A 24258-nucleotide genomic window follows, 5' to 3' on the forward strand; every position below is an offset into this window, starting at 1 on the left:
ACGGGCCGTGAGCGTCGCACCCGACGAAGGCCGCACGGCTCCGCTACACGCCGCGACGGTGATGGCCCCGGCAAAGCGGCGCCCGGGTACACTTCGGGCCATGCAGGACGAGTCGGCGCGCGGACCGGTGGCCTACCTGGCCCGTCCGCACCGTCCTGCCCTCGTCGCGCGAACCCTCGACGAGCTGCGCGGGCCGGTCCACGGCGTCGTCGAGCTGCCGCAGCGGCTGATGTGGAACCCGCAGCGCCGGTTCGACCTCGACAACCACGACCTGCTGCTGTGGATGTACGAGAACGTGCTGCGCGAGGCGATCCGCCACGACGAGCTGCGCCGCTTCCTCAACAAGCGGCTCCTCGTGCAGGTGTGGCCCGAGCTCAACCTGCCGCACGGCGTGCGCCGCGCGTGGGAGGCCCGGCACGCCGCGCTGCGCAACCGGTGATTCCTTTCTACACCGACGTCGCCCGCGTGGCGCTCGCCGTCGCGGAGCGTCACGGCTTCGTGCTCGGCGGTGGTTTCGCCTGGCTGATGAACGGCCTCGTCGAGCGCCCCACCGAGGACGTCGACCTGTTCACCGACACCGACGGCGCCGCGGGCGCGGCCGCCGACGCGGTGTGCACGGCGCTGCGCGAGGCCGGGTACACGGTGCACGAGGAGGAGGCCGACGACCTCCTCGAGCTGTTCGCCGGCTTCGACCAGCGGGAGTTCACCGTGGGTGACGGCGATCGCACGGTACGCCTGACCCTCTCCCGCCTGGACCGCAGCCAGAGCCCCGTGATGATGGACGTCGGCCCCGTCATGCACCTGGACGACCTGATCGCCACGAAGGTCGCGGCGCTGGTCAACCGCCGCGAGGTGCGCGACTACATCGACGTCGCGGCCGCGCTGGACCGGTACACGGTGGCCGAGCTGCTGGACTTGGCACGCCGCCAGGATCCGGCGCTGGAGGACGACGACGTCGTGGCCGCCGGGCGGTACCTCGACCGCCTGGACGACGGCCGGTTCGCCTTCTACGGCCTGGACGCGGAGCGGATCGCGGGCCTGCGCCACCGCCTGCGCGACTGGCCGCGCTGATTCCCGGCCAGCTGCTTCCCGGGCAGCTATCTCCCCGGGCCAGCTGTCTCCCCGGGCCAGTTGTTTCCCGGGCAGGGAAACCGGACGGTGACACCGGCGGCACGATCCGTGCCTGGATCGTCACGCCGGAGTCACCGGCCAGTCATGCGCCATAGGGCAGGTGATCGTTGGGCGCAGGGCTCACCGGCGTCGGCGGCGCCTCGGGCATGACGATCCAGAGCATCGGGTACGCGAGGACGGCGACGCCCCCGGTCAGCAGGATGGAGAGCAGGAAGAGGGCGCGGACCATGGTGGGGTCGACGCCGAGGTACTCGGCGATGCCGCCGAGGACACCGGCGACGGTCCGGTCGGTTTGCGAGCGGCGGAGCCGTTTGATGTCGGTCATGACAGCAAGGTTGCCCGCCGAAACGCCCCAGCGACCTCGGGTAACGCCCTGAACCTCCCCTGAGTCCTCACCTCGGCGGCACCGAGGGTCGGCACACGACCACGGAAAGCGACGCGCTCCCGACACGGCCGCGTATCGGGCGGGACAGCCCGGACATCTCTACCCTTGCGCGCATGACGACCCCTCCGTTGGAAGAACCCCCAACGCCCTCCCCCGAACCGGACCCGAACATCGACGAGCTTGTCGAGCTCGGCCGCAGCACGGTCACCGTCGCGCGCTTCGCCGACTACGCCGGCGCCCAGCAGGCCGTCGACTACCTCTCCGACAACGGCTTCCCGGTCGAGCGGACCGCGATCATCGGAACCGATCTACGTTTGGTCGAGAACGTGCTCGGCCGGCTCACCGTAGGTCGCGCCGCGCTGGCCGGCGTCGCCAGCGGCGCCTGGTTCGGCCTGTTCGTCGGCATCCTGTTCACGCTGTTCAGCAACTCGAACTGGCTCGGCATCCTGCTCACCACAATCATCGTCGGCGCGCTGTGGGGCGGCGTGTTCGGAGCGATCGCGCACGCCCTCACCGGCGGTCGCCGCGACTTCACGTCGCGCAGCTCCCTGCAGGCCGGCCAGTACGCGGTGACCGTCGAGGCGGAGTTCGCCGACGAGGCAAGGGTGCTCATCACCCGCCAGAACTGGCGCGCCGCGAACTAGCCGGGACACCACGCGACACCCGACAACGACTCCACAACCCGAACGCCACCAGCGACACGCGGCCCGGACGGCTCGCGGCAGCACCAGCAGCCGCGAGCCCGACCGCGAGGGGCCACCAGGCCACCGCTCTCCACAAGCTCCACTACAGGGCCGGCGGCGCGGTCCAGACCCCGATCGAGGAGGCCCGCCGGCGACTCGCCGCTCATGCGGCGGCCACGCTCAGCGACGAAGAGCGGGACGTGCTGGCGGCCGCGCTGCAGAAGATCATCGACCGGATGCACGCGCAGCCCTTCTCCGTCAGGCGGAGCCGAACCATGCGTCGGTCCCGCAGATCCGGCCGGCGCTCAATCAGCCCGTCCTTCACCATCCGTGTCGCGGCTTTCACCACGGTAGGCGTGGCGACCTGCAGGCGCGCCGCGAGCTCAACCGGTAACAGGCCGAGCGCGCTAGGCCACTCCCGCTCCGGCGTCCTAGGAAACTAGGTGGGCGGCTGGCCGCCCGTGGACGCCGTTGGGGCGGTTCTCGTGATCACGGAGTGAGCGTGCTGCTAGCGTGCTGCTCCTTGTACATTTTGTCTCCGTGATCAGAAAACAGGCCGCGGGGTGGGGTCGAAGCGGACGGGAGAAGGGCAGTTTGGGCTATCCCGGACAGCCGGCGCGGTAGCGGCGGATCACGGGCTAGGCTCTCGCGCGCGTTGCCCCGCCATAGCCGCTGCAGCGGCCAACGGAACCAGCACCACACAGCGGCCCCGGCCGGAAACCGAACGGTCCAGACCCGACGGAACGCGGCAGGGGACCGCAGCGTGCGCGCCGAAGCGGCAGCGGCCAGGAACCGAAACGCTCCAGGCCCGGCCGAACCAGCGCGCCCGGACCGCACACGCAAAGCGACAGCGGCCGAGAACCGGACGGTCCGGACCCGAACGCGGCAGGGGCCGGAGCGCGGCTGGGGACCGCGGCGTACGCGCCGAAGCGACAGCGGCCGGGAACCGGACGGTCCGGACCCGAGCGCGGCTGGGGCCGGAGCGTGCGCACGAGGCGGCAGCGGCCGGAAACCGGACGCTGCAGGCCCGGCCGAACCAGCGGCCCGGTCCGGGCGCGCTGAAGCGACAGCGGCCGGGGACTGGACGGGTCCGGGCCCGGCGGGGCGCGGCAGGGGTCAGAGCGTGCGCGCCGAAGGGGCGGCGGCGGAAGTTGGAGGTCCGGGCCCGGCGGAGTGAATCGCGCCGGGCCCGGACGCGTGGGTGGTGGAGCGTCAGCGGGAGTGGCGGGGTGGGGTGTCCGTCGCCGGGGCCTCGCCGTCCGCTTCGTGGGCGCCGGGCTGGGCGGCGTGGGCCGGGCTGTGGCCGTTGCCGCTCGGTTGGGCGACGTCGTCGGCCTCGTGGGCGCCGCCGGCCGACGCCAGCGCGGTTGTCGTCAGCGTCGACGGCGAGTCGCCACTGTTCGCCGATGCACCGCCGTTCGGCGAGACGGACGCCGCGGACGCGTCCGCCCCGGAGTGAGCGCCAGCCGCCGGAGAAGCCGCGGGCGCGCCGTCGACGGAGGCGGAGGGTGACGTGGCCGCGGACCCGGGACCACCAGAGGCAGCGGCGTCCTCCGCGGCGCGGGCCTGGGCGGCGGACATCGAGCGGAGCGGGATTTCCGGCAGGAACAGGATGACCAGGAAGCCGACGACCATGATGCCGGCGGCGACCGTGAACACGACGGTCATCGAGTCGGAGAAGCCGACCTTGAACGGGTGGGACAGGGTGGCGTCGAGCTTCTCGAGGAACGACGTGTCGTTGAGGGAGCCGGACGTGCCGGACCCCGTGGTCTGGCGGATGCCCTGCAGCTGGTCGGGGTGGGCCCGCGCCGCGGCCTGGAAGGCCTGGGTGGACTGGGCCGCGGTGAAGGCGTTTTTGATCTTGTCGGGCAGGATGCTGAACAGGACCGAGAGGAAGACGGCGGCGCCGAGCGTGCCGCCCATCGAGCGGAAGAATGTCACGGCCGAGGTGGCCACGCCGATCTCGCGCGGGTTGGCGGCGTTCTGCACCGCGGTGATCACCGGCTGCATGTTGCCGCCCAGGCCGAGGCCCATGACAACCATGATGAGCATCGTGCGCCACAGCGGGGTGTCGGCGCCGATGCGCGTGAACAGCGCCAGGGCGGCGAACATGAGGATCGAGCCGACGATCGGGAAGATCCGGTAGCGGCCGGTGCGCGCGATGACCTGGCCGGAGACGATCGAGCCGGTCATGATGCCCAGCACGAGCGGCAGCAGCATGAGGCCGGCCTTGGTCGGCGTCGCGCCCTTGACGATCTGCAGGTAGAGCGGCAGGGTCAGCAGGCCACCGAACATCGCCATGCCCAGGACGAAGCTGCTGATCGAGGCGACCGAGAACGTCCGGTTGCCGAAGAGCCGCATTGGCAGCAGGGCCTCGTCCTTGTACGCGGCCTCGGCGATGAGGAACAGCACCAGGCCGACGGCGCCGATGCCGTAACACAGCAGCGAGCGGCCGGAGCCCCAGCCCCACTCGCGGCCCTGCTCGGCGACGGTGAGCAGCGGCACCAGGGTCACGATCAGGGCGAGCGCGCCGGGCCAGTCGATGCGGTGGTCCTGGCGGCGGTGCGGGATGTGCAGCACGCGCATGACGACGAGGAACGCGGCGAGGGCGATCGGCACGTTGATGTAGAAGATCCAGCGCCAGCCGGTGATGCCCAGGATCTGGCTGGAGCCGGCGAAGAAGCCGCCGAGGACCGGGCCGAGGACGCTGGAGGTGCCGAACACGGCCAGGAAGTACCCCTGATACTTGGCCCGCTCCCGGGGCGGCACCACGTCGCCGATGATGGCGAACGCGAGGGAGAACAGGCCGCCGGCGCCGATACCCTGGATTGCCCGGAAGGCGGCGAGCGCGTAGATCGAGCCCGACATGCCGCAGAGCACCGAGCCGACGATGAAGATGCCGATCGAGAAGAGGATGAACGGCTTGCGCCCGTAGATGTCCGACAGCTTGCCGTACAACGGGGTGGAGATCGTCGACGTGATCAGGAAGGCCGTGGTGGCCCACGCCTGCAGGGAGAAGCCGCCGAGATCGTCGGCGATGGTCCGCATGGCGGTCGAGACGATGGTCTGGTCCAGCGCGGCGAGGAACATCGCCATCATGAGGCCGGTCAGGATGGTGACGATCTGCCGGTGCGTCAGCGCGGTGTCTCCCGTCGCGGCCGGCGCGGTTGCCGCTGGTGATGTGCTCAAGGCGTTTCTCCCGATGAGAGCATGCCGTTTCGATCCGATAGCGTTTCAGAATTCACGCTACTCCACGATCGGTGACACTAGTCGGGGGGTACGACAGAAAACGGAGGCACGAACGCGTGGCAGCGACACTGGTGGTCAAGGATCTCGCCGCCGGGCACGGGGACAAAGCACTGTTCACCGGCCTGGATCTGGTCGTGGCGCCCGGTGACGTGGTCGGCCTGGTGGGAGTGAACGGGGCCGGCAAGTCGACGCTGCTGCGCACCCTCGCCGGCCTGCTGCCCGTGGAGCAGGGCGCGGTGCAGCTCAACCCGCCGACGGCGACGATCGGGTACCTGCCGCAGGAGCCGGACCGCCGCCCGGGCGAGACGCTGCGCGCCTTCCTGGCCCGCCGCACCGGCGTGGCCGAGGCCCAGGCCCGCCTGGACGCCGCGGCCGAGGCGCTCACCGGAGGCGACGCGGCCGCCGAGGAGTACAGCGCGGCCCTGGAGCGCTGGCTCGCCCTCGGCGGCGCCGACCTGGACGAGCGGGCCGGCGAGGTCGCCGCCGACCTGGGCCTGGCCGTGGACCTCGACCTGGAGATGACGGCGCTGTCCGGCGGCCAGGCCGCGCGCGCCGGGCTCGCCAGCCTGCTCTTGTCGCGGTACGACATCCTCCTGCTGGACGAACCGACCAACGACCTGGACCTGAACGGCCTGGACCGGATCGAGGGCTTCGTCAACGGCCAGAAGAACAAGAGCGTCATCGTGGTGAGCCACGACCGGGAGTTCCTCGCCCGCAGCACCACCGCCGTGCTCGAGCTCGACCTGCACCAGCACCAGGTCAACTTCTACGGCGGCGGCTACGAGGCCTACCTGCAGGAGCGCGCCACGGCCCGGCGGCACGCGCGGGAGCGCTACGAGGACTACGCCGACACGCGCGCCGACCTCGAGGCGCGCGCCCGCATGCAGCGCGCCTGGATGGAGAAGGGCGTCAAGAACGCCCGCCGCAAGCAGTCCGACAACGACAAGATCGGTAAGTCGAAGAAGATCGAGTCGACGGAGAAGCAGGCGGCGAAGGCCCGCCAGACCGAGCGGCTCATCGAGCGGCTCGAGATGGTCGAGGAGCCGCGCAAGGAGTGGCAGCTGCGGATGGAGATCGCCGCGGCGCCCCGGGCCGGTGCCGTCGTGGCCACCCTGCACGGCGCGGTGGTACGCCGGGGCGCCTTCACGCTGGGCCCGGTCGATCTGCAGGTCGACTGGGCCGACCGGATCGCGATCACCGGCGCCAACGGGTCGGGCAAGACGACGCTGCTCGGCGCGCTGCTCGGGCGGCTGCCGCTCGACGAGGGCCGCGCCTACCTGGGCCCGGGTGTCGTGGTCGGCGAGGTCGACCAGGCGCGCCGGATGTTCGAGGGCACCGAGTCGCTGCTGGACGCGTTCCGGCTCGCGGTACCGGAGCAGAATCCCGCCGACGTGCGGACCCTGCTGGCCAAGTTCGGGCTGAAGGCCGACCACGTGGTGCGCCCGGCGTCGAGCCTGTCGCCCGGCGAGCGCACCCGCGCGGCCCTGGCGCTGCTGCAGGGCAAGGGCGTGAACTGCCTGGTCCTGGACGAGCCGACCAACCACCTCGACCTGCCGGCGATCGAGCAGCTCGAGTCGGCGCTGGAGACCTACCCGGGCACGCTGCTGCTCGTCACGCACGACCGGCGGATGCTGGAGGCGGTGCGTACCGACCGGCACGTGCACGTCGAGGCGGGGAAGGTGACGGCGGCATGAGCCTGGGCGAGTTCTGGGCGGAGCGGCACCTGTGCACGGTCACGACGATCCGCCGCGACGGTACCCCGCACAGCGTCCCGGTCGGCGCCACCTATGACCCGGCGACAAACACGGCACGCATCATCACATCCGGCAAATCCCAAAAAGTCCGAAATGTCGAACACAACGGCAGGATCGCGATCTGCCAGATCGACGGCAGGCGCTGGAGCACCCTCGAGGGCGAGGCCGTGATCGCCAGAGATCCCGACGTCGTCGCCGACGCCGAGCGGCGCTACGCGATGCGGTACAAGCCGCCGCGGATCAACCCGGACCGGGTCGTGATCATGGTCACCGTGTCAAGGGTGTTGGGCACCTATCGACCCGTTTGACATGCACCGTTCAAGCGGCGGCAAGCACCCGACCCGACGCTGTCGCGCATGACGCGAAACATCGTGCGACGCGGAACCGTCGCGGTTGTCTTATCGGTGGCCGTGGTGACCGCCATGGCCGGCTGCGGGTCGTCCAAGAAGGCCGCGGACGCCCAGAACAACAAGACCGGTGCCGCCGCCGCCACGTCCGCGCAGGACCTCGGCGGGCTCGATGCGCTGGTCGCCGCGGCGAAGGCCGAGGGCCAGCTCAACGTGATCACGCTGCCGCGTGACTGGGCGAACTACGGCGAGATCATCGACACCTTCAGCCAGAAGTACGGCATCAAGGTGAACAGCGACAACCCCGACGGCTCGAGCCAGGACGAGATCAACGCCGTCAAGTCGCTCAAGGGCCAGGACCGCGCGCCCGACGTGCTCGACCTCGGCGGCGCGTTCGCCCAGTCCGGCGCGAAGGACGGCCTGTTCGCGCCGTACAAGGTGCTGACCTGGGCCGACATCCCGGACAACCAGAAGGATTCCTCCGGCGCCTGGTACCACGACTACGGCGGCTACATCTCCATCGGCTGCGACGCCAAGAAGATCGCGGTCTGCCCCGAGACGTTCGCCGACCTCAAGAAGCCGGAGTACAAGGGCAAGGTCGCGCTCAACGGCGACCCGACCAAGTCCGGCTCCGCGTTCGCCGGCGTGTTCGCCGCGGCCCTGGCCAACGGCGGCGGCTTCACCAGCATCCAGCCCGGCATCGACTACTTCGCCGCGCTGAAGAAGTCCGGCAACTACATCCCGGTCGAGTCGACCCCGGCCACCATCGAGAAGGGCGAGACCCCGATCTCGATCGACTGGGACTACCTCAACGCCGGCTACACCAAGGAGCTGTCCGCCAAGGGCATCGACTGGAAGGTCGCTGTGCCCAGCGACGGCGTCTACGGCAACTTCTACTGCCAGGCGATCAACAAGACCGCCCCGCACCCGGCCGCCGCGCGGCTGTGGGAGGAGTTCCTGTTCTCCGACGAGGGCCAGAACCTGTGGCTGAAGGGCTCGGCCCGGCCGGTCCGGCTGCCGAAGATGACCGCCTCCGGCAAGGCCGACGCCACGCTCGTCGCCGCCCTGCCGAAGGTCGACACCACCAGCGTGCAGCTGCCCTCCCCGGAGCAGGTCGACGCGGCCAAGAAGGTCCTCACCGACGGCTGGACCAAGGCGCTGACCGGGTGACAACCGCCATGCCAACGCGCCGGGTGCGGTCCCTCGCGGACCGCGCCCGGCGGTGCGGCCCCTGGCTGGCGGTCGCACCGTTCCTCATCGTGATGCTCGTCGGCCTGGTACTGCCGGTGATCGCCCTGGCCGCGGGCGCGTTCGAGGGCGACTCGATCAAGAGCTCGTTCAACAGCGGGTACCGCACCGCCTTCTGGGGCTCGGTCAAGCTCTCCGTCGTCTGCGCCGTGCTCGGCGCCGTGGTGGGCGTGCTCGTCGCCCGCGCCGTGCTGTCCGGCGGCACCCTGCTGCGCCGGCTCGTGCTCACCGCCTCCGGCGTGCTGGCCAACTTCGGCGGCGTCCCGCTCGCGTTCATGTTCATCGCCACGATCGGCAACGCCGGGATCGTCACCAGCCTGCTGCACGACTGGACCGGCTTCGACCTCGGCAACTCCCCGTTCAGCCTCTACCAGTTCGGCGGGCTCGCCGTCGTCTACCTCTACTTCCTGGTACCGCTGATGGTCATCGTCATCGCGCCCGCGCTCGACGGCGTGCGCGCCGAATGGTCCGAGGCCGCGCAGAACCTCGGGGCCAGCCGCGCGCAGTACTGGCGCCACGTGGGCGGCCCGCTGCTCGCCCCGCCGGTGGCGGCCGGGGCGCTGCTGCTGTTCTGCGGCTCGCTGTCGGCGTTCGCCACCGCGCAGGCCATGGTCGGCGGCACCGTACCCCTGGTCACGCTCCAGATCGCCAACGCCCTGTCCGGCAACGTCTCGGCCGACAACGCCGGCGTCGGCGCGGCCCTCGCGATCGAGATGATCATCCTGGTCGCCGTCGTGATGGCCGCCTACTGGACAATCGAGCGCCGGACGGCGAGGTGGCTGCGGTGACGGCGGTCCTGACGCGGCCGGTCGAGGCACCCGCCGTACACAAGCGGAAAAACGCCACCAGGATCGTCGTGCTGATCGTGGCCGGCGTCTACTTCCTGGTCCCGCTGGCCGCGGCGATCTGGTTCACCGTCCAGGACAAGGTCCACGGCGGCGTGACCGGCGAGTACTACACGAGCATCCCGCAGGCCGAGGGCTTCGCCGCCGCGCTGCGCCGCTCGCTGTCGCTGGCGGTGCTGAGCGTCCTCGGCGTCCTGCTCGTCACCGTGCCCGCGATGCTGGCCGTGACGCTGCGGCTGCCCCGGCTGCGCCCGCTCGTGGAGGGCCTGTCGCTGCTGCCGCTGGTCATCCCGCCGATCGCGCTGGTCGCCGGGGTCCGCGACATGCTGGCCCTGGGCCCCGACCAGCTGGCCGGCACGCCGTTCGGCGACGCGCTGGTCTCCTCGCAGGACCCCGAGCTGCCGATCATCCTCATCGTCGTGTACATCGTGCTGGCCACGCCGTTCGCGTACCGCTCCCTGGACGCGGGCATCCGCGCCATCGACGCCCGGACGCTGGTCGACGCGGCGCGCGGCCTGGGCTCGTCGTGGTTCGACGTCGTGTGGCGGGTGCTGCTGCCCAACCTGCGCGGCGCGGTGCTCGGCGCGGCGTTCCTCACGCTCGGCCTGGTGCTGGGCGAGTACACGATCGCCAGCATCCTGCTCTTCGAAACCCTGCCGACCTGGCTGGTGAAGATCTCCGGCGAGAACGGGCAGCTGTCCGTCTCCGTCAGCACCGCCAGCCTGCTGTTCACCTGGATCCTGCTCCTCGTCGTGTCCCTGGCGGACCGGCGCCCAACCTCGCGGAGTGACTCATGAGCGGTTCGAAGCGAAGCGGAGGTGTCGCATGAGCGCGGTCGGTGTACGCATGGTCGGCATGCGCCGCAGCTTCGGGGCGGTGCACGCGCTCGACGGGCTCGACCTGGTCATCGAGCCGGGTGAGTTCATCGCCCTGCTCGGCCCGTCCGGCTGCGGCAAGACCACCGCGCTGCGGGTCCTGGCCGGCTTCGAGACGGCCGACGCCGGCACCGTCTGGGTCGGCGACCGGGACATCACCGGCCTGGCGCCCAACAAGCGGGACATGGGCATGGTGTTCCAAGCCTTCAGCCTGTTCCCCAACCTCACCGCCGCCGACAACGTCGCCTTCGGCCTGCGGGTGCGCGGCGTCGACGGCGCGGCCCGCCGCAAGCGGGCCGCGGACCTGCTCGAGCTCGTCGGGCTCGGGCACTTCGCCAAGCGGTACCCGCACCAGCTCTCCGGCGGCCAGCAGCAGCGCGTCGCGCTGGCCCGGGCCCTGGCGATCGAGCCCCGGGTGCTGCTGCTCGACGAGCCGCTCTCGGCGCTGGACGCGCAGGTCCGCGTCCAACTGCGCGACGAGATCCGCCGCATCCAGCAGCGGCTGGGCATCACCACCCTGTTCGTCACGCACGACCAGGGCGAGGCGCTCAGCGTCGCCGACCGGGTCGGGGTCATGCGCGCCGGGCGCCTGGAGCAGCTGGCCGACCCCGACACGCTGTACCACCGCCCGGCCACGCCGTTCGTCGGCGAGTTCGTCGGTACGATGAACCGCCTGCCCGGCGTCCTCGACGCGGACGGCACGGTGCGGGTCCTCGGCGCCGACCGGCCGGTGGCCGAGGGCAGCGACGCCGCCCCCGGCGACGTGGTCGTGCTGGTGCGCCCGGAGGCGATGACGCTGACCGCGTCGGACAGCGGCACCGCGCTGGTCGTGGTCCGCACCTTCCACGGGGCGCTGACCCGCCTGTCGGTCCGGCTCGGCGACGGCGACGAGGCCCTCGTCGACCTGCCCAGCCCGGCCGCGGCCGGAATCCGGCCGGGCGACACGGTCACCGTCGGCGTCGGCGAGGGCGCGGTCCTGGTCGCGGCCGCCGGCGACACCCCGGAGCGAGTCCCCGCCCACGAGGACGCCTAGCTTGATATCGGCGCCCCCGGCACGGGCCTCGGCCCGTGCCGGGGGCGCCCCCACAGCGCAGCGCCGAACCTACTCGCTCAACCGGGGCAGGCCGAGCCGCAGGCAGGTGCGCTCGTCGCCGGGGAAGACCGCGGCGACGCCGTCGGGCAGCGCGCACGCGACCAGCGGTGGCACCGGATACTCACCACCGGGCGGGCCCGACACCTGCTTGACGCCCGGCCGCAGCACCCCGGCCCGCCACAGCCCCGCGCACACCTCGACCGGCGAAGGAGGCGGCAGCGCCGGGCCGTTCGCCGGTTGGGCCTGCCCCGCCGTGGTACCGAAGAAGTCGTCCCCGCCCCGCAGGGAGTCCACGGTGTAGCAGCGGACCTGGTCCCGCACGGCGGCCGGGGCCCACTGCCGGTAGGCGATCGCGCCGCTGCTCAGCAGCAGCGCGGCGCCGAGGCCGGCGGCGACGAGCAGGCGGGGCCGGCGCAGCCGGGCGGGCACGAGCCGCCGGGGCGTCGTCACGTGCAGCTCCAGCAGCGCGACCCGGGCGTCGCGGCGGTGCGGGGGCAGGTCGCGCGGTGCGGGCAGGTCGACGGGCAGGTCAGGCTCCATCGGGCGCTCCTTTCAGGGATGGCGCGGGGCGCAGCGCCCGCAGCCGAGCGCGGGCGCGCCCGAGCCGGGACGCGACCGTGCCCTCCGGCACGCCCAGCGCGAGGCCGGCCTGCTGATACGTCAGGCCCGACAGCAGCACGAGGGCGACGACGTCCTGCTCGTCGCGGCCGAGCCGGGACAGCAGCTCGAGGGCCGCGCGCATGCGCCGCTCGTCGTCGAGGCGGGCGGCGACGTCGTCGGCGTGGTCGGGCTCGCCGGCGGGCTCGGGCAGGCGGTACAGCGCAGTGGCGTAGCGGCGGGCGGCCCGCTGCTGGTTGCGGGTCACATTCGTGGCGATGCCGAGCAGCCAGGGCAGCAGCGACCCGCCGGCGTCGGTCAGCGCGTCGCGGCGGCGCCGCCACGCCTCCAGGAACACGATCGACGTGGCGTCCTCGGCGGCGCTCCACGACGCCAGTCGCCGGAAGCAGTGGTTGTAGACCGCTCGGGCGTGCCGGCGGAAGAGGTCGCCGAAGGCGGGCCCTTCCATCAGGTCGAGGTCGGGCGGCGGATCGTCGGGGCCGCGGGACTGCAACGGTGGCATGGCTACTTATGTCCGCGACCCCGCCGCGCCATCCCGGAAATGCAGACCCCGGGCGCCGGCGGCACGGCCGGCGGGCGCACCGGTCATGCGGGGCAACATACCGCGCACCGCCGAACGTCGCTGCCCGTGCACGCGCGACGGGGGCGGGCCACCGGAACCTGGGGCGACGCAATACCCTCACGCGGTGAACGACGAACGCCCGGCGGGCGACGAGCAGCGCAACGATCCCGTCGCGCAGGCGCACGGCGAGCTGTCCCTGGCCCGCATCGCGCTCGCCGAGGACGACCTGGGCCACGCCGCCAGCCACGTCGCCGGCGCGATCGCCTGGGCGCCGGGCCTGCCGGAGGCGCACGAGCTACTCGCGGCGCTGGTCGCGCGGGCCGGCGACGAGGGCGCCCTGGAGCTGTTCCCGGTCGAGCAGCCGGCCTTCATCGGCGCCGTCGTGGCTCGCGCGCACCTGCAGGGCCGGCACGACCCGATGGGCGGGCTGCGGATGCTCGCCCAGGCGACCCGGTTCGACGCCGCGCAGCCGTGGGCCGACGTGAGCTGGGTGCGGGCGATCGAGCCGCGCCGGCTCGACCCCGAGGATCTGGCCCGGCTCTTCGTGGCGGTCATGCCGAGCCTCGGCGACCCGGCCGAGCGGGCCGTGGCGCTGGCCAACGAGGTGTACCTCGACCTGGCCCGCCGCGCCACGACCGCGCACCCGGGCCACGCGCTGCTGCACGGCGCCGCCGCCGGCCTGGCCCGGCGGTTCACGGCGCTCACGCCCGGCGCGCTCGCCGAGGCGGTCCGCTGGGGCGCGCACGGCCACCGGCTGCGCCCGGACAAGCTCACCTCGGTCTGGTACGCGTACGCCCTCAAGGCCGACGGCCGCCTCGACACCGCGCTGCAGGTGATGCGGCAGGCGTGGCAGGCCCAGCCGGGCGAGGTCGACCTGTGCGCCGACATGGCCAACTGGCTGGCCGAGGCCGGCCGGCTCGACGAGGCCGTCGACCTGCTCGACGCGGCGATGCGCCGGGTGCCGGACTACGACTGCGCCGTGCACACCGCGGCCCGGCTGCGCTTCCAGCGCGACGGCGACGTGCGGCACCTGGTCGCCCTCGTCGACTTCATGCGCAAGCACCCGGTGACCAGCCACGAGCACGCCGACCTCGACGGCGCCTGCCGCGGCCGCCCCTGGCTGTCGATGGTCGGCGGCCCCGCCGAGTCGGTCATCAACCTGCTGCACCAGGTCGGCCGAGCCAACCAAGACCGCCGCGACATGTCCGGCACGGCCACCGTGTCCGCCCTGGAGGTGCCCAGCGCCCTCGCCGTCGTGCGCCGCGAGCTGCCCGGCCTGGAGCTGACCATCGAGGGCCCGCCGCCGCCGTCCATGGTCGGCCCGCAGCGCCCCGACGGGCGGGTGCTGTGGCTGTACGACGGGCTCATCGCCCGGCCAGCGGTGCCGCCGCCGTCGCGGCGCGCCCGGGAGCTGCTCGACGGCCTGGTCTGGCCGTCCTGGCCCAACCCGGTCGCGGCCTACGACCAGGCGCTGCCGCTGGGCCAGCTCGGCGCCGACGACCTCGTCTCGCTGCTGGTCCACCCGTCCCCCGGCACCGACGAGAAGCTGCCCGACGGCGTGTGGGAGCGAGCCTGCCAGGCGTACGCGTGCCTCGGCCTGCTGCACTGCGAGGAGCTGCGCGGCGGCGCCGAACCGGGCGACACGCGCCGCTCGCGGGCGCTGCTGACCGCCATCGCGTTCGGCATGGAGGACTGGACGACCGAGTCGGCGCTGTTCGCCCTCGTCGTCGCCGCGTGGCTGGACCCGGCGTGCCGCGAGGAGGTGCGCGGGATCGTCGGCCGGCGGTTCCTCGACGCGATGGAACAGTCGCGCGAGCGGGTGGTGACGATCCGCGAGGCCCTCGCCGAGCTGGTCCTTGTCACGCCGCAGATGGTGCCCGAGGTGTCGGCGCTGGCCCGGGACCTGCTCGCCCGCCGGGACGGGGAGGACGAGACGTTCCCGCCGCCGCCCGCCGCCGAGCCGGCGAAGAAGCGCCGCTGGTTCGGCCGCCGCTGACCGGTAGCGAGCCGGCGCCCGAGGGCGCCGGCTCGCAAGCACGGTTTGCCGAGGTCACCAATAATGGCGGCGGCCGGCGATCGGACGGCCCAGCGAGCCGAGGATCCACAGCACCGCGCCGACGATGAGCAACACGATGCCGATCGTCTCGATGATGCCGACGTGGAGGAACAGGCCGATCAGGAACAGGATCAAGCCGAGAATGATCATTTCAGCTCCCGGGAGGTGGGGTACCGATCTACGTTGATCTGGTACCCCTTCGCCCGCCGGTCGCAAACACGGTTCACCCGCGGCGGCCCCGGCGGGCCCGGATGTAGTCGGAGACCACGTACCGGCCCAGGTCGCCGGCGTCGGGGGTGAAGACCCGGCCGCCGTTGCGCCGGGCGACCGCGTCGACGAAGCGGCGCAGGCCGGGGTCCTCGCCGAGCATGAAGAAGTTCAGCACCGCCCCGTAGCGGGTCAGCTGGTCCACCTCGTGCACGGTCGCGGCGACCGTCTCCCTGGTCGACGGCCACATGAAGTGCGAGCTGCCGTCGTCGAGCAGGTGCGCGGTCGGCTCGCCGTCGGTCACGATCAGGACGACCGGGTCGGAGGCCGGGTGCCGGCGCAGGTGCCGGGCGGCGAGCTTGAGGGCGTGCTGCAGGTTGGTGCCCTGCACCATGTCGGGCTCGACCGCGGCGAGCTCCTCCTGCGACAGCCGCATCGCGTAGCGGCCGAAGCCGATGATCTGCAGCGCGTCCTGCGGGAACCGGGTCGCGACCAGGTGCGACAGGGCGAGCGCGGCCTGCTTCATCGGGCCCCACCGGCCGTCGGCCATCATCGAGAAGGAGAGGTCGACACAGAGCGCGACGGCCGCCGACACCCGCCGCTCGGTCTCGGCGATCTCGAAGTCCTCGACGTCCAGGCCGATGGGCATCGTGGTGGCCCCGCCGGAGGCCTGGCGGCGCACGGCGTTGCCGATTGTGCGCACGACGTCGATGGCCTGCTCGTCGCCGTACTGCCACCGCCGCGACGCCCCGGTGAGCTCACCAGCGGCGCCGGCGTCGCGCAGGTCGTGCTGGCCCTGGCGGCCGGCGTGCAGCTGGGCGAACACGGTGCGCAGCGCCGTGCCGCCGAGCCGGCGCAGCGCCTTGGGGCTCAGCGTGAGCCCGTCGGCGCCGCGGGTCACCCAGCCCTGCCGGCGCAGCTGCTGCTCGAGCTCCCGCAGCCGGCGCACGTCGTCGGCCGCGGCGCGGCCCAGCTGGCGCTCGACCGCCTCCACGTCGACGTCGTCGAGGGTCGCGCCCGGGTGCTCCTGGCCGAGCTGGTCGAGCAGGTCGTCGAGGTCGCCGATCTCCTCCAGCGCGCCGGCGGCCTCGCCGTAGCCGAGGTCGCGCTCGCCGCGGACCCGCTCGCCCCGGCCCCAGCCGAGGTTGGGCCGCAGCGCCCGCAGGTTGTCGGTGAGCTGGGCGAACTCGCCGGCGAGGTCGCCGAGGGACTGCGCCATGAGCTCCTGCAGCTCGGCGCGCTGCTGCGGCGACAGGGAGCGCATGAGCCGCTCCCCCGCCGCGGCCCGGCGGGCCAGGGCGTCGATGAGCTCGTCGACGTTGGCCGGCTTCTCCGGGAAGAAGTCGCCGTGGCGGTTCATGAACTCGGCGAACGCGTCGTCGGTGTTCTCGCCGCGGGCGTGCCTGGCCAGCAGGGCGTTGAGGTCCCGCAGCATCTCGCGCATCGCGGCCTGCGACTCCGGGTCGCGCAGCGCCTGAGCGGCGCCCTGGAAGCGCTGCTCGACGACCTCCTGGCGGAGCTGGTCAAGGATCTGCTGGTAGAGCTGCCGCGCCTCGGGAGACGTCCAGTCGTACTCGGACAGCTCCGACACGGCCCGGGCGGTCGAGCGTGGCAGCGCGTCGAGCTGGGCCTCGGCGAATCGGGCGTCGTCGGTGTCCAGCCGGGCGAGGGTGTCGCGCTCGGCGGCCAGGGCCTGGTCGAGCAGCTGCTGGGCGCGGGTCACGGCGCCGTCGAGGGAGCCGCGGCGCATGGCGTCGCGGCGCATCCGGCGGGCCCGGGCGAGCAGGTCGTCCAGGCCCCGCCCGCCCTGCGGGCCGCGGCGCAGCAGGTTGCGCAGCGCCTCGCGCAGGCTGCCGCCCTCGAGCACCTCCGCGCCGACCTGGTCGACGGCGGCGCGCACGTCGTAGGGCGGGGCGAGCGGGTCGGGCCCGCCGCGCCAGGCCCCGTAGCGGAACCGGTTGTGCCGCAAGATCAGCCTCCGTAGACGGTGCGGCCGTCGTCGGTGAGGTCCTTGGACAGCCGCCGGGTCAGGTGCAGGCCCTCCAGGGCGAACTCGACGGCGGCCGCCGCCTCGCCCCGGCCGGGCGCGTCGCCGAGGCCGAGCCGGTCGAGGACCTTGGCCAGCCCCGGCACGGTGCCGACCTGGCGCAGGATCTCGTCGGCGCCGGCCAGCTCGCCGGTCTCGATGACCTGGCCTTCGGCGACGAGGTCGGTGAACCCGGACAGGTCCAGCCCGGCCAGGCGGCTGCGGAAGGTGTCCGCGGTCGCGGTGCGCAGCAGGTGGGCGAGGATCTCGATCTCGCGGCCCTCCTCGCCGCTGTCGAACTCGACCTTGCCGCGCAGCGTGCTGGTCACCGACACGGTGTCGCCGATGCGGGCCACCGGCAGGTCCTCGCCGAGCATGCCGGCCCGGCGCAGCGCGGACGCGGCGACGGTCTCGGCGGCGGCGATGGCGAAGCGGGCGGAGACGCCGGAGCGGGCGTCGACCGCCGGCGACTCGCGCACCGCGCGCGTGAAGCGGGCGAGGACTTCGACGACGTGGTCGGGCACCTGGGCGACGAGCCGGGCCTCCTGGCGTACGAGATCCATCTCCAGGTCCAGGTCCAGCGGGTAGTGGGTGCGGATCTCGGCGCCGAAGCGGTCCTTCAGCGGCGTGATGATGCGGCCGCGGTTGGTGTAGTCCTCGGGGTTGGCGCTGGCCACGAGCAGGATGTCCAGCGGCAGCCGCAGCTGGTAGCCGCGGACCTGGATGTCGCGCTCCTCCAGCACGTTGAGCAGCGAGACCTGGATGCGCTCGGCGAGGTCGGGCAGCTCGTTGACGGCGAAGATGCCGCGGTTGGTGCGTGGCACGAGCCCGAAGTGGATGGTCTCGGGGTCGCCGAGGGTGCGGCCCTGCGCGACCCGGATCGGGTCGACGTCGCCGATGAGGTCGCCGACGCTGGTGTCGGGCGTGGCGAGCTTCTCGCCGTAGCGCAGCGACCGGTGCAGCCAGTCGACCGGCAGCGCGTCGCCGGCCTCGGCCGCGAGGCGGCGCGACGCGGGCGTGACGGGCTCGTAGGGGTGCTCGTTGAGCTCGGAGCCGGCGATGATCGGCGTCCACTCGTCCAATAACGAGATCAGGCCGCGGATGACCCGGGTCTTGCCCTGGCCGCGCTCGCCGAGCAGGACCAGGTCGTGCCCGGCGAGGATCGCCCGCTCCAGCTCGGGCAGCACGGTGTCGTCGTAGCCGACGATGCCGGGGAAGCGGGGCTCGCCGGAGCGCAGCCGGGCGAGGAGGTTCTCGCGCAGCTCCTCCTTGACGGTGCGGAACCGGTGGCCTTCGGCGCGGAGCTCGCCCACCGTGCGGGGAAGGTCCAGGGGCTGGTCTGGCGTCACAGTCACCGTTCGAACCTAGCGCGCCCCACCGGCTTTGCGCGCCGTCAAGCGGGCGGCTCGTCACCGGCCGGAGTCCGCAGCGGGCAGGGCCGGCGCCGGGGCGGGCTCGGCGGCCGGATCCAAGGCCGGCTCGGGCTCGGGCCGGGCCGCGGTCAGCGGCGGCAGGTCGCGCAGCATCCGCAGGGTCAGCACGGCCAGGGCGGCGAGCACCACGGCGCAGACCGCCGCCACCACGTGCAGGCCCGACGTCGCGGCGGTCCGGGCCGCGGCCAGCAGCGGGGCGGCGACGTCGGCGGGCAGGCCGGCGGCGGCCGCGGTCGCCGCGGTCACCGTGTCCCGGGCGCCGGAGGCGGCGGACGCGGGCAGTCCGGGCGGCAGGTCGACCACGGCGCGGTACACGGCCGTGCCGAGGCTGCCCAGTAGCGCGATGCCGAGGGCGTACCCGAACTCGCCGCTGACCTCGTTGAGCGCGCCCGCGGAGCCGGCGCGCTCCGGCGGGGCCGAGCCGAGCACGATGCCGGTGGCCAGGGTGACCATCGGGCCCATGCCGAGATTGCTGATCACGAACGCGGCGACGATCGGCAGCGGTCCCGCGCCGGCGGGTACGAGCACGACGAGCGCCGCGCCCGCGGCGCTGGTCAGCAGGCCGGCGCCGATGAGCCGGCCCGGTGGGATCCGGCGGGCCAGCAGCGGGGCGAGCTGGAAGCTCGCCGCGCTCGCGATCGCCGCGGGCAGGATCCACAGGCCGGCGTCGCGCGGGGACAGGCCGGCGACGACCTGCAGGTGCTGGGTGATGAAGACCATCATCGCGCCGGTCAGCATCGTGCCGGTGAACATCCCGCCGAGGGTCGTGGCGAGCGCGCGGTCGCCGAACAGGCGCAGGTCCAGCAGCGGGTCGGCGAGGGTGCGCTGGCGGCGCACGAACACGGCGGTGAACGCGAGGCCGGCGGCGAGCGCGGCGACGGGCAGCGGGTGCCATCCGCCGCGGGCGAGTTCCTTCACCCCGTAGACGGCGGGCAGGATCGCGGCGAGCGACAGCCCGACGCTGGGCAGGTCGAACCGGCCGGTGCCGGGGTGGCGCTGCTCGGGCAGCAGGATCGGGCCGAGGACGAGCAGCAACGCCATCGCCGGGACGCCGAGCAGGAAGGCCGAGCCCCACCAGAAGTGCTGCAGCAGGGAGCCGCCGACGACCGGGCCGATGATCGCGCCGCTCATGAAGCAGACCATCCACACCCCGATCGCCAGGCCCCGCCGTCGCGGGTCCGGGAACAGGCCGCTGATCAGGGCCAGCGCGGACGGGGCGAGGGTGGCGCCGGCGATGCCGAGCGCGGCGCGGGCGGCGATGAGCATGACCGGGCCGGTGCTGTAGGCGGCGGCGATCGACGCGGCGCCGAACGCGGCCGCGCCGAGCAGCAGCAGGCGGCGCCGGCCGATGCGGTCGCCGAGGGTACCCATGGTGATCATGAACCCGGAGAGCAGGAAGCCGTAGACGTCGAGGATCCACAGCTGTTCGGTGCTGCTCGCGTGCAGCTCGGCGCCGATGCGCGGCAGCGCGAGCAGCAGCACGAACACGTCGATGGAGACCAGCAGGGCGGGCAGGGCCAGCACGGCGAGCCCCAGCCAGGGTGAAGGCTGCCATGGTGAACGCTTCGTCATACCCACCGGTCGGAGCCGGCCCGGGGTTCTCGACATCCGCCGGAACGGAATCCGGGTCAATCCTGGAAGCGCATGTCGAGCCAGGAGGTGAACCCGCGCCAGGTCGCCGTCGGGTCGTGCCGCCGGTGGTAGTACTCGCCGGCCTCCTCGCGGGCCAGGCGCAGGACCGCCAGGACCGACAGGCCGATCGCGCCGATGACGGCGATGCCCTGCACGGCGGTGTACCACAGCGGCAGCAACGGCTGCAGGTGATCGAGCTGGCGCTGGTTGTCGGGCAGCAGTACCGAGTCGGGGCTGTAGACGACGCCGAGCAGCAGCGCCAGCACGACCAGCAGCAGCACCCAGCCGACGACGCCGCGGGTGTACGGGCTGCGCCGCGGCACCGCCATCGCCGCGCCCGACAGCAGCACGCACAGCCCCGCGGCCAGCACGAACGCGCCGAGGAGGTGCACGTAGACGGTCTCGATGAGCATCGCCTCGATGCGCGACCACGGGCCCAGGCGCTCGACCACCCCGTCGTAGCGCAGCAGCAGCCAGGCCGCCGCGCCGGCCTGCCCCAACTGCAGCCCGGCGCCGGCCATCACCAGCCAGTACGCCACCCTGACGGGGTGCATGCGCCGACGGTACGACGCCATGAGGCAGGATGGAGCCGACGTTTCGTAACGAAGGAGTCAAGCGCATGGCGTTGAGCAAGCCCGACGTGACCCTGCCCGACGGCCCGCCCCCGGCCGACCTGGTGATCGAGGACATCACCGTGGGCGACGGCCCGGAGGCCGTGCCCGGTCAGCAGGTGAGCGTCCACTACGTGGGGGTGGCGCTGTCGACCGGCCGCGAGTTCGACGCCTCCTGGAACCGGCCCGGCTCGTTCGACTTCGGGCTGGGCCGGGGCGAGGTCATCACCGGCTGGGACCGGGGCGTGGCCGGGATGCGCGTCGGCGGGCGGCGCAAGCTCGTCATCCCGCCGCACCTCGGCTACGGCGACCGCGGCGCCGGCGGCGTCATCAAGCCGGGCGAGACGCTGGTCTTCGTCGTCGACCTGCTCGGCACCCGATAGACGGTCGACACCGTCGGACGCATGTGCATTCCCGGCTGGTGGACTTCGATGTTCACAGCCGGGAATGGACAAATTCACAGCCATCCCACAGCGCACACCTCATATCGGGATGCGATGCTGGACCATCGGCGGCGGGCCGATGGGCGGGCATACGAAGGGGTGTGCAGATGACGATGCAGTCGGCGGCACCGCGGGCGAAGCGGATCCTGATGGTGGGGGCGCCGGGCGCCGGAAAGGGCACCCAGGCCGACGCGATCGCCAAGCAGTTCGGGATCACTCACATCGCGAGCGGCGACCTGTTGCGCCGGCACATCGCCGAGGGCACCACGATCGGCCGGACCGTCGAGGACATCGTCAACAAGGGCGAGTTGGTGCCCGACTCGATCATCATGGACATGTTGCGCAAACCGGTCCTCGCCGCCGCCGACACCGGCGGTTACGTGCTCGACGGGTTCCCGCGCACGGTGGAGCAGGCCGAGGCTGCGTACCGCACCGCCGGCAGCCTGGGCGTCGGCGTACAGATCGCCGTGCACCTCGAGGTGCCCGAGGACGAGCTCATCCGCCGCCTGCTGGCCCGCGCCCGCGGCGCCGACGACACCGAGGACGTCGTGCGGCACCGGATCAAGGTGTACGAGGAGAAGACCCGGCCGCTGCTGGACTACTACGCCCAGCGCGAGCTGCTCATCCAGGTCAACGGCGCCCGGCCGGTCGCCGAGGTGACCTGGTCGATCGTCGTGCAGCTGCAGCGGGCGTTCAAGCGCTCCAACACCCACGCCTCCGGCGCCCGTCAGGCCACCACCCAGGATCGGGCAGTGGCCTGAGCAAGGGCATGAGCAACGGCCTGAGCGTCCCGCCCGTCAGCCGCTGAGGGCGGCCGACACGACCCCGCGGGCCTCGTCCTGGATGCGCGCCAGGTGCTCGGGGCCCTGGAACGACTCCGCGTAGACCTTGTACACGTCCTCGGTGCCCGAGGGCCGGGCGGCGAACCAGCCCGACTCCGTGACGACCTTGAGTCCGCCGATCGCGGCCCCGTTGCCCGGGGCCGCGGTCAGCTTCGCGGTGATCGGCTCGCCGGCGAGGCTGGTCGCGCCCACCTGCTCGGGCGAGAGCCGGCCGAGCACCGCCTTCTCCTCGCGGGTGCAGGCGACGTCGATGCGGGCGTAGGCCGGCTCGCCGTGCCGGGCGACCAGGTCGCGGTAGTGCTCGCTCGGGGTGCGGCCGGTGCGGGCGAGGATCTCCGAGGCGAGCAGGCACAGCAGGATGCCGTCCTTGTCGGTGGTCCAGACCGAGCCGTCGCGGCGCAGGAACGACGCGCCGGCGCTCTCCTCCCCACCGAAGGCGACCGACCCGTCGAGCAGGCCGGGGACGAACCACTTGAACCCGACCGGCACCTCGACCAGGGTGCGGCCGAGATCGGACGCGACCCGGTCGATCATCGAGGACGACACCAGGGTCTTGCCGATCGCGGCGGCGGCCGGCCAGCCGTCGCGGTTGCGGTAGAGGTAGTCGATGGCGACGGCGAGGAAGTGGTTGGGGTTCATCAGGCCGGCGTCCGGGGTCACGATCCCGTGCCGGTCCGCGTCCGCGTCGTTGCCGGTGGCCACCTGATAGTCGGCGCGGCGGCCGATGAGCGAGGCCATCGCGTTCGGCGACGAGCAGTCCATGCGGATCTTGCCGTCCCAGTCGAGCGTCATGAACCCGAACGTGGGGTCGACGACCGGGTTGACCACGGTCAGGTCCAGCTTGTACCGATCGGCGATGTATGCCCAGTACAACACGCTCGCCCCGCCCAGCGGGTCGGCGCCGATACGGACCCCGGCCGCGCCTACGGCGGCCATGTCGATGACCGAGCCGAGGTCGTCGGCGTAGCCGGCGAGGAAGTCGAAGCGCTGCGTGCCCGGCGCGGCCAGGGCGCGCGCGTAGGGCACGCGGCGCACCTCCTTCAGGCCCGCCCGCAGCAGCTCGTTGGCCCGGTCCTGGATCCACTTCGTCACGTCGGTGTCGGCCGGCCCGCCGTTGGGCGGGTTGTACTTGAAGCCGCCGTCCTCCGGCGGGTTGTGCGACGGGGTGACGACGACCCCGTCGGCGCCGCGGTGGCGGTTGGCGAGGATCGCGTGCGACACCGCCGGCGTGGGCGTGTATCCGTCGCGGCTGTCGACGAGCACGGTGACGTCGTTGGCGGCGAACACCTCCAGCGCGCTGACCGTCGCCGGCTCCGACAGGGCGTGGGTGTCCCGGCCGAGGAAGAGCGGGCCACCGTACCCCTGACTCGCCCGGTAGTCGCAGATCGCCTGGCTGGTCGCGACGATGTGGTCCTCGTTGAACGAGCCGCGCAGGCTCGAACCGCGGTGACCGGAGGTGCCGAAGGCGACCTGCTGGGCGGGGTCGGCCGGGTCGGGGTGCACGGTGTAGTAGCTGGTGATGAGCCGCGGCACGTCGACGAGGTCGGAGCGCTGCGCGGGCTGCCCTGCGCGGGGATGGACGGACATACCGCATACGTTGCCACGTCGGGACCCGGCGCGCGCAAGGGACGGCCCGGCTCCCTCGGCTCCCGCGACCCCGGATCGTCGCCGCCCGGCCCGCGTGCGAGGATCGGCGCATGACCTGGGTCGCTCCCCCACCGCCGCCGTTCGGAGGTTCGCTCGTGGCCGGCGAGCGGACCCTCCTGGAGGGCTTCCTCGACTGGCAGCGCGCCGTGCTCGCCGCCAAGTGCACCGGCCTGACCGGGGCCGAGCTGGCCGAGGTGGTCGCGCCGCCGTCGACCCTGTCGCTGCTGGGCCTGGTGCGCCACCTCACCGACGTGGAGCTCGAGTGGTTCCACGCCCGCTTCCACGGCCGCGAGGTGTCGTACTTCTACAAGCGCCCGGACGCCCGCGACGCCGCCTTCGACGAGGTCGACCCCGAGCAGGCCGAACGCGACTACGAGCGGCTGCTGGCGCAGTGGCGCTCCTCGCGGGAGGCGGTCGCCGGCAACGCCCTGGATGATGCTTTCATCGACACCCAGCGCGGGCCGATGTCGCTGCGCGCGGTGTACCTCCACCTCATCCAGGAGTACGCGCGGCACAATGGTCACGCCGACGTGCTGCGCGAGCGCATCGACGGCGAGACCGGCTGAGCCCG

The 24258-nt window shown here is 72.9% G+C and carries 24 protein-coding genes; 13 read left to right on the top strand and 11 right to left on the bottom strand.

All coding sequences use genetic code 11. The features are described 5' to 3' along the window. Window positions 1-100: 100 nt before the first annotated feature. Window positions 101-439, top strand: a complete 339-nt coding sequence (locus ACGFI8_RS19630) for a hypothetical protein (protein ID WP_392806688.1) — start codon at window positions 101-103, stop codon at window positions 437-439. Continuing rightward, window positions 436-1071: a nucleotidyl transferase AbiEii/AbiGii toxin family protein gene (locus tag ACGFI8_RS19635; RefSeq protein ID WP_392806690.1), complete on the top strand. Its 636-nt coding sequence runs from the start codon at window positions 436-438 to the stop codon at window positions 1069-1071. Before ACGFI8_RS19630 ends, ACGFI8_RS19635 begins: the two co-directional genes overlap by 4 nt. 142 nt (window positions 1072-1213) lie before the next feature. On the opposite strand, the gene ACGFI8_RS19640 is transcribed toward ACGFI8_RS19635, so the two are convergent. Next, window positions 1214-1456 (bottom strand): PspC domain-containing protein, encoded by a 243-nt coding sequence (locus ACGFI8_RS19640; protein WP_392806692.1) that lies wholly within the window; start codon window positions 1454-1456, stop codon window positions 1214-1216. Window positions 1457-1629: 173 nt separating this feature from the next. Between ACGFI8_RS19640 and ACGFI8_RS19645 the strand changes: the two genes are divergently transcribed. Next, window positions 1630-2160 carry a general stress protein gene (locus tag ACGFI8_RS19645; RefSeq protein ID WP_392806694.1) on the top strand — a complete coding sequence of 177 codons (531 nt, stop codon included), beginning with the start codon at window positions 1630-1632 and terminating at the stop codon, window positions 2158-2160. A 202-nt stretch (window positions 2161-2362) separates the two neighbouring features. Here the strand turns inward: ACGFI8_RS19645 and ACGFI8_RS19650 are convergent, their stop codons facing one another. Together ACGFI8_RS19650 and ACGFI8_RS19655 are read right to left on the bottom strand one after the other, a co-directional pair. Then, a complete protein-coding gene (locus ACGFI8_RS19650) occupies window positions 2363-2596 on the bottom strand; it encodes a MarR family transcriptional regulator (protein WP_392806908.1) in 234 nt (77 codons plus the stop codon). 815 nt (window positions 2597-3411) lie between these two features. After that, complete coding sequence (locus tag ACGFI8_RS19655; RefSeq protein ID WP_392806696.1) at window positions 3412-5388, bottom strand: MDR family MFS transporter; 1977 nt, start codon at window positions 5386-5388, stop codon at window positions 3412-3414. Between the two features lie 116 nt (window positions 5389-5504). Here ACGFI8_RS19655 and ACGFI8_RS19660 point away from each other — a divergent pair, with 116 nt between their 5' ends. The 6 genes from ACGFI8_RS19660 (at window position 5505) to ACGFI8_RS19685 (ending at window position 11550) form a co-directional block, all read left to right on the top strand. Further along, window positions 5505-7142: an ABC-F family ATP-binding cassette domain-containing protein gene (locus ACGFI8_RS19660; protein ID WP_392806698.1), complete on the top strand. Its 1638-nt coding sequence runs from the start codon at window positions 5505-5507 to the stop codon at window positions 7140-7142. Then, window positions 7139-7510 carry a PPOX class F420-dependent oxidoreductase gene (locus tag ACGFI8_RS19665; RefSeq protein ID WP_392806700.1) on the top strand — a complete coding sequence of 124 codons (372 nt, stop codon included), beginning with the start codon at window positions 7139-7141 and terminating at the stop codon, window positions 7508-7510. Before ACGFI8_RS19660 ends, ACGFI8_RS19665 begins: the two co-directional genes overlap by 4 nt. A 96-nt stretch (window positions 7511-7606) precedes the next feature. After that, window positions 7607-8719 carry an ABC transporter substrate-binding protein gene (locus ACGFI8_RS19670; RefSeq protein ID WP_392806701.1) on the top strand — a complete coding sequence of 371 codons (1113 nt, stop codon included), beginning with the start codon at window positions 7607-7609 and terminating at the stop codon, window positions 8717-8719. Window positions 8720-8727: 8 nt separating this feature from the next. Then, window positions 8728-9585, top strand: coding sequence for an ABC transporter permease (locus ACGFI8_RS19675; RefSeq protein ID WP_392806703.1), 858 nt, complete (start codon window positions 8728-8730; stop codon window positions 9583-9585). Continuing rightward, the gene (locus tag ACGFI8_RS19680; protein WP_392806705.1) at window positions 9582-10439 is read left to right on the top strand and encodes an ABC transporter permease; all 858 of its coding nucleotides are present in this window, start codon (window positions 9582-9584) and stop codon (window positions 10437-10439) included. Before ACGFI8_RS19675 ends, ACGFI8_RS19680 begins: the two co-directional genes overlap by 4 nt. Window positions 10440-10467: 28 nt before the next feature. Then, window positions 10468-11550, top strand: coding sequence for an ABC transporter ATP-binding protein (locus ACGFI8_RS19685; protein ID WP_392806707.1), 1083 nt, complete (start codon window positions 10468-10470; stop codon window positions 11548-11550). A gap of 69 nt (window positions 11551-11619) precedes the next feature. Here the strand turns inward: ACGFI8_RS19685 and ACGFI8_RS19690 are convergent, their stop codons facing one another. Together ACGFI8_RS19690 and ACGFI8_RS19695 are read right to left on the bottom strand one after the other, a co-directional pair. Next, a complete protein-coding gene (locus ACGFI8_RS19690; protein WP_392806709.1) occupies window positions 11620-12150 on the bottom strand; it encodes a hypothetical protein in 531 nt (176 codons plus the stop codon). Beyond that, window positions 12140-12730, bottom strand: coding sequence for an RNA polymerase sigma factor (locus ACGFI8_RS19695; protein ID WP_392806710.1), 591 nt, complete (start codon window positions 12728-12730; stop codon window positions 12140-12142). Before ACGFI8_RS19695 ends, ACGFI8_RS19690 begins: the two co-directional genes overlap by 11 nt. A gap of 184 nt (window positions 12731-12914) precedes the next feature. On the opposite strand from ACGFI8_RS19695, the gene ACGFI8_RS19700 reads away from it, so the two are divergent. Further along, complete coding sequence (locus tag ACGFI8_RS19700) at window positions 12915-14786, top strand: tetratricopeptide repeat protein (RefSeq protein WP_392806711.1); 1872 nt, start codon at window positions 12915-12917, stop codon at window positions 14784-14786. Window positions 14787-14840: 54 nt separating this feature from the next. Here ACGFI8_RS19700 and ACGFI8_RS19705 read toward each other — a convergent pair whose 3' ends face one another. From ACGFI8_RS19705 to ACGFI8_RS19725, 5 genes are all read right to left on the bottom strand, one after another. After that, the gene (locus ACGFI8_RS19705; RefSeq protein ID WP_392806713.1) at window positions 14841-14996 is read right to left on the bottom strand and encodes a DUF6131 family protein; all 156 of its coding nucleotides are present in this window, start codon (window positions 14994-14996) and stop codon (window positions 14841-14843) included. A gap of 73 nt (window positions 14997-15069) precedes the next feature. After that, a complete protein-coding gene (locus ACGFI8_RS19710; RefSeq protein WP_392806715.1) occupies window positions 15070-17022 on the bottom strand; it encodes a VWA domain-containing protein in 1953 nt (650 codons plus the stop codon). 2 nt (window positions 17023-17024) lie between these two features. Further along, window positions 17025-18434 carry a sigma 54-interacting transcriptional regulator gene (locus tag ACGFI8_RS19715; RefSeq protein WP_392806716.1) on the bottom strand — a complete coding sequence of 470 codons (1410 nt, stop codon included), beginning with the start codon at window positions 18432-18434 and terminating at the stop codon, window positions 17025-17027. A gap of 54 nt (window positions 18435-18488) precedes the next feature. Beyond that, on the bottom strand, window positions 18489-20084 hold the full coding sequence (locus ACGFI8_RS19720) for an MFS transporter (protein ID WP_392806718.1): 1596 nt from the start codon (window positions 20082-20084) through the stop codon (window positions 18489-18491). A 56-nt stretch (window positions 20085-20140) separates the two neighbouring features. Continuing rightward, window positions 20141-20698, bottom strand: coding sequence for a hypothetical protein (locus ACGFI8_RS19725; RefSeq protein ID WP_392806719.1), 558 nt, complete (start codon window positions 20696-20698; stop codon window positions 20141-20143). A 65-nt stretch (window positions 20699-20763) separates the two neighbouring features. On the opposite strand from ACGFI8_RS19725, the gene ACGFI8_RS19730 reads away from it, so the two are divergent. Both ACGFI8_RS19730 and ACGFI8_RS19735 read left to right on the top strand, forming a co-directional pair. Next, on the top strand, window positions 20764-21138 hold the full coding sequence (locus ACGFI8_RS19730) for an FKBP-type peptidyl-prolyl cis-trans isomerase (RefSeq protein WP_392806721.1): 375 nt from the start codon (window positions 20764-20766) through the stop codon (window positions 21136-21138). Between the two features lie 167 nt (window positions 21139-21305). Beyond that, complete coding sequence (locus tag ACGFI8_RS19735) at window positions 21306-21959, top strand: adenylate kinase (RefSeq protein ID WP_392806722.1); 654 nt, start codon at window positions 21306-21308, stop codon at window positions 21957-21959. A 36-nt stretch (window positions 21960-21995) separates the two neighbouring features. On the opposite strand, the gene pgm is transcribed toward ACGFI8_RS19735, so the two are convergent. Beyond that, on the bottom strand, window positions 21996-23627 hold the full coding sequence (gene pgm, locus ACGFI8_RS19740; protein WP_392806724.1) for a phosphoglucomutase (alpha-D-glucose-1,6-bisphosphate-dependent): 1632 nt from the start codon (window positions 23625-23627) through the stop codon (window positions 21996-21998). Between the two features lie 110 nt (window positions 23628-23737). Here pgm and ACGFI8_RS19745 point away from each other — a divergent pair, with 110 nt between their 5' ends. After that, on the top strand, window positions 23738-24253 hold the full coding sequence (locus ACGFI8_RS19745) for a DinB family protein (protein ID WP_392806725.1): 516 nt from the start codon (window positions 23738-23740) through the stop codon (window positions 24251-24253). Window positions 24254-24258: the final 5 nt, after the last annotated feature.

It is taken from the genome of Dactylosporangium sp. NPDC048998, assembly GCF_043197855.1.
Lineage (GTDB): Bacteria > Actinomycetota > Actinomycetes > Mycobacteriales > Micromonosporaceae > Dactylosporangium.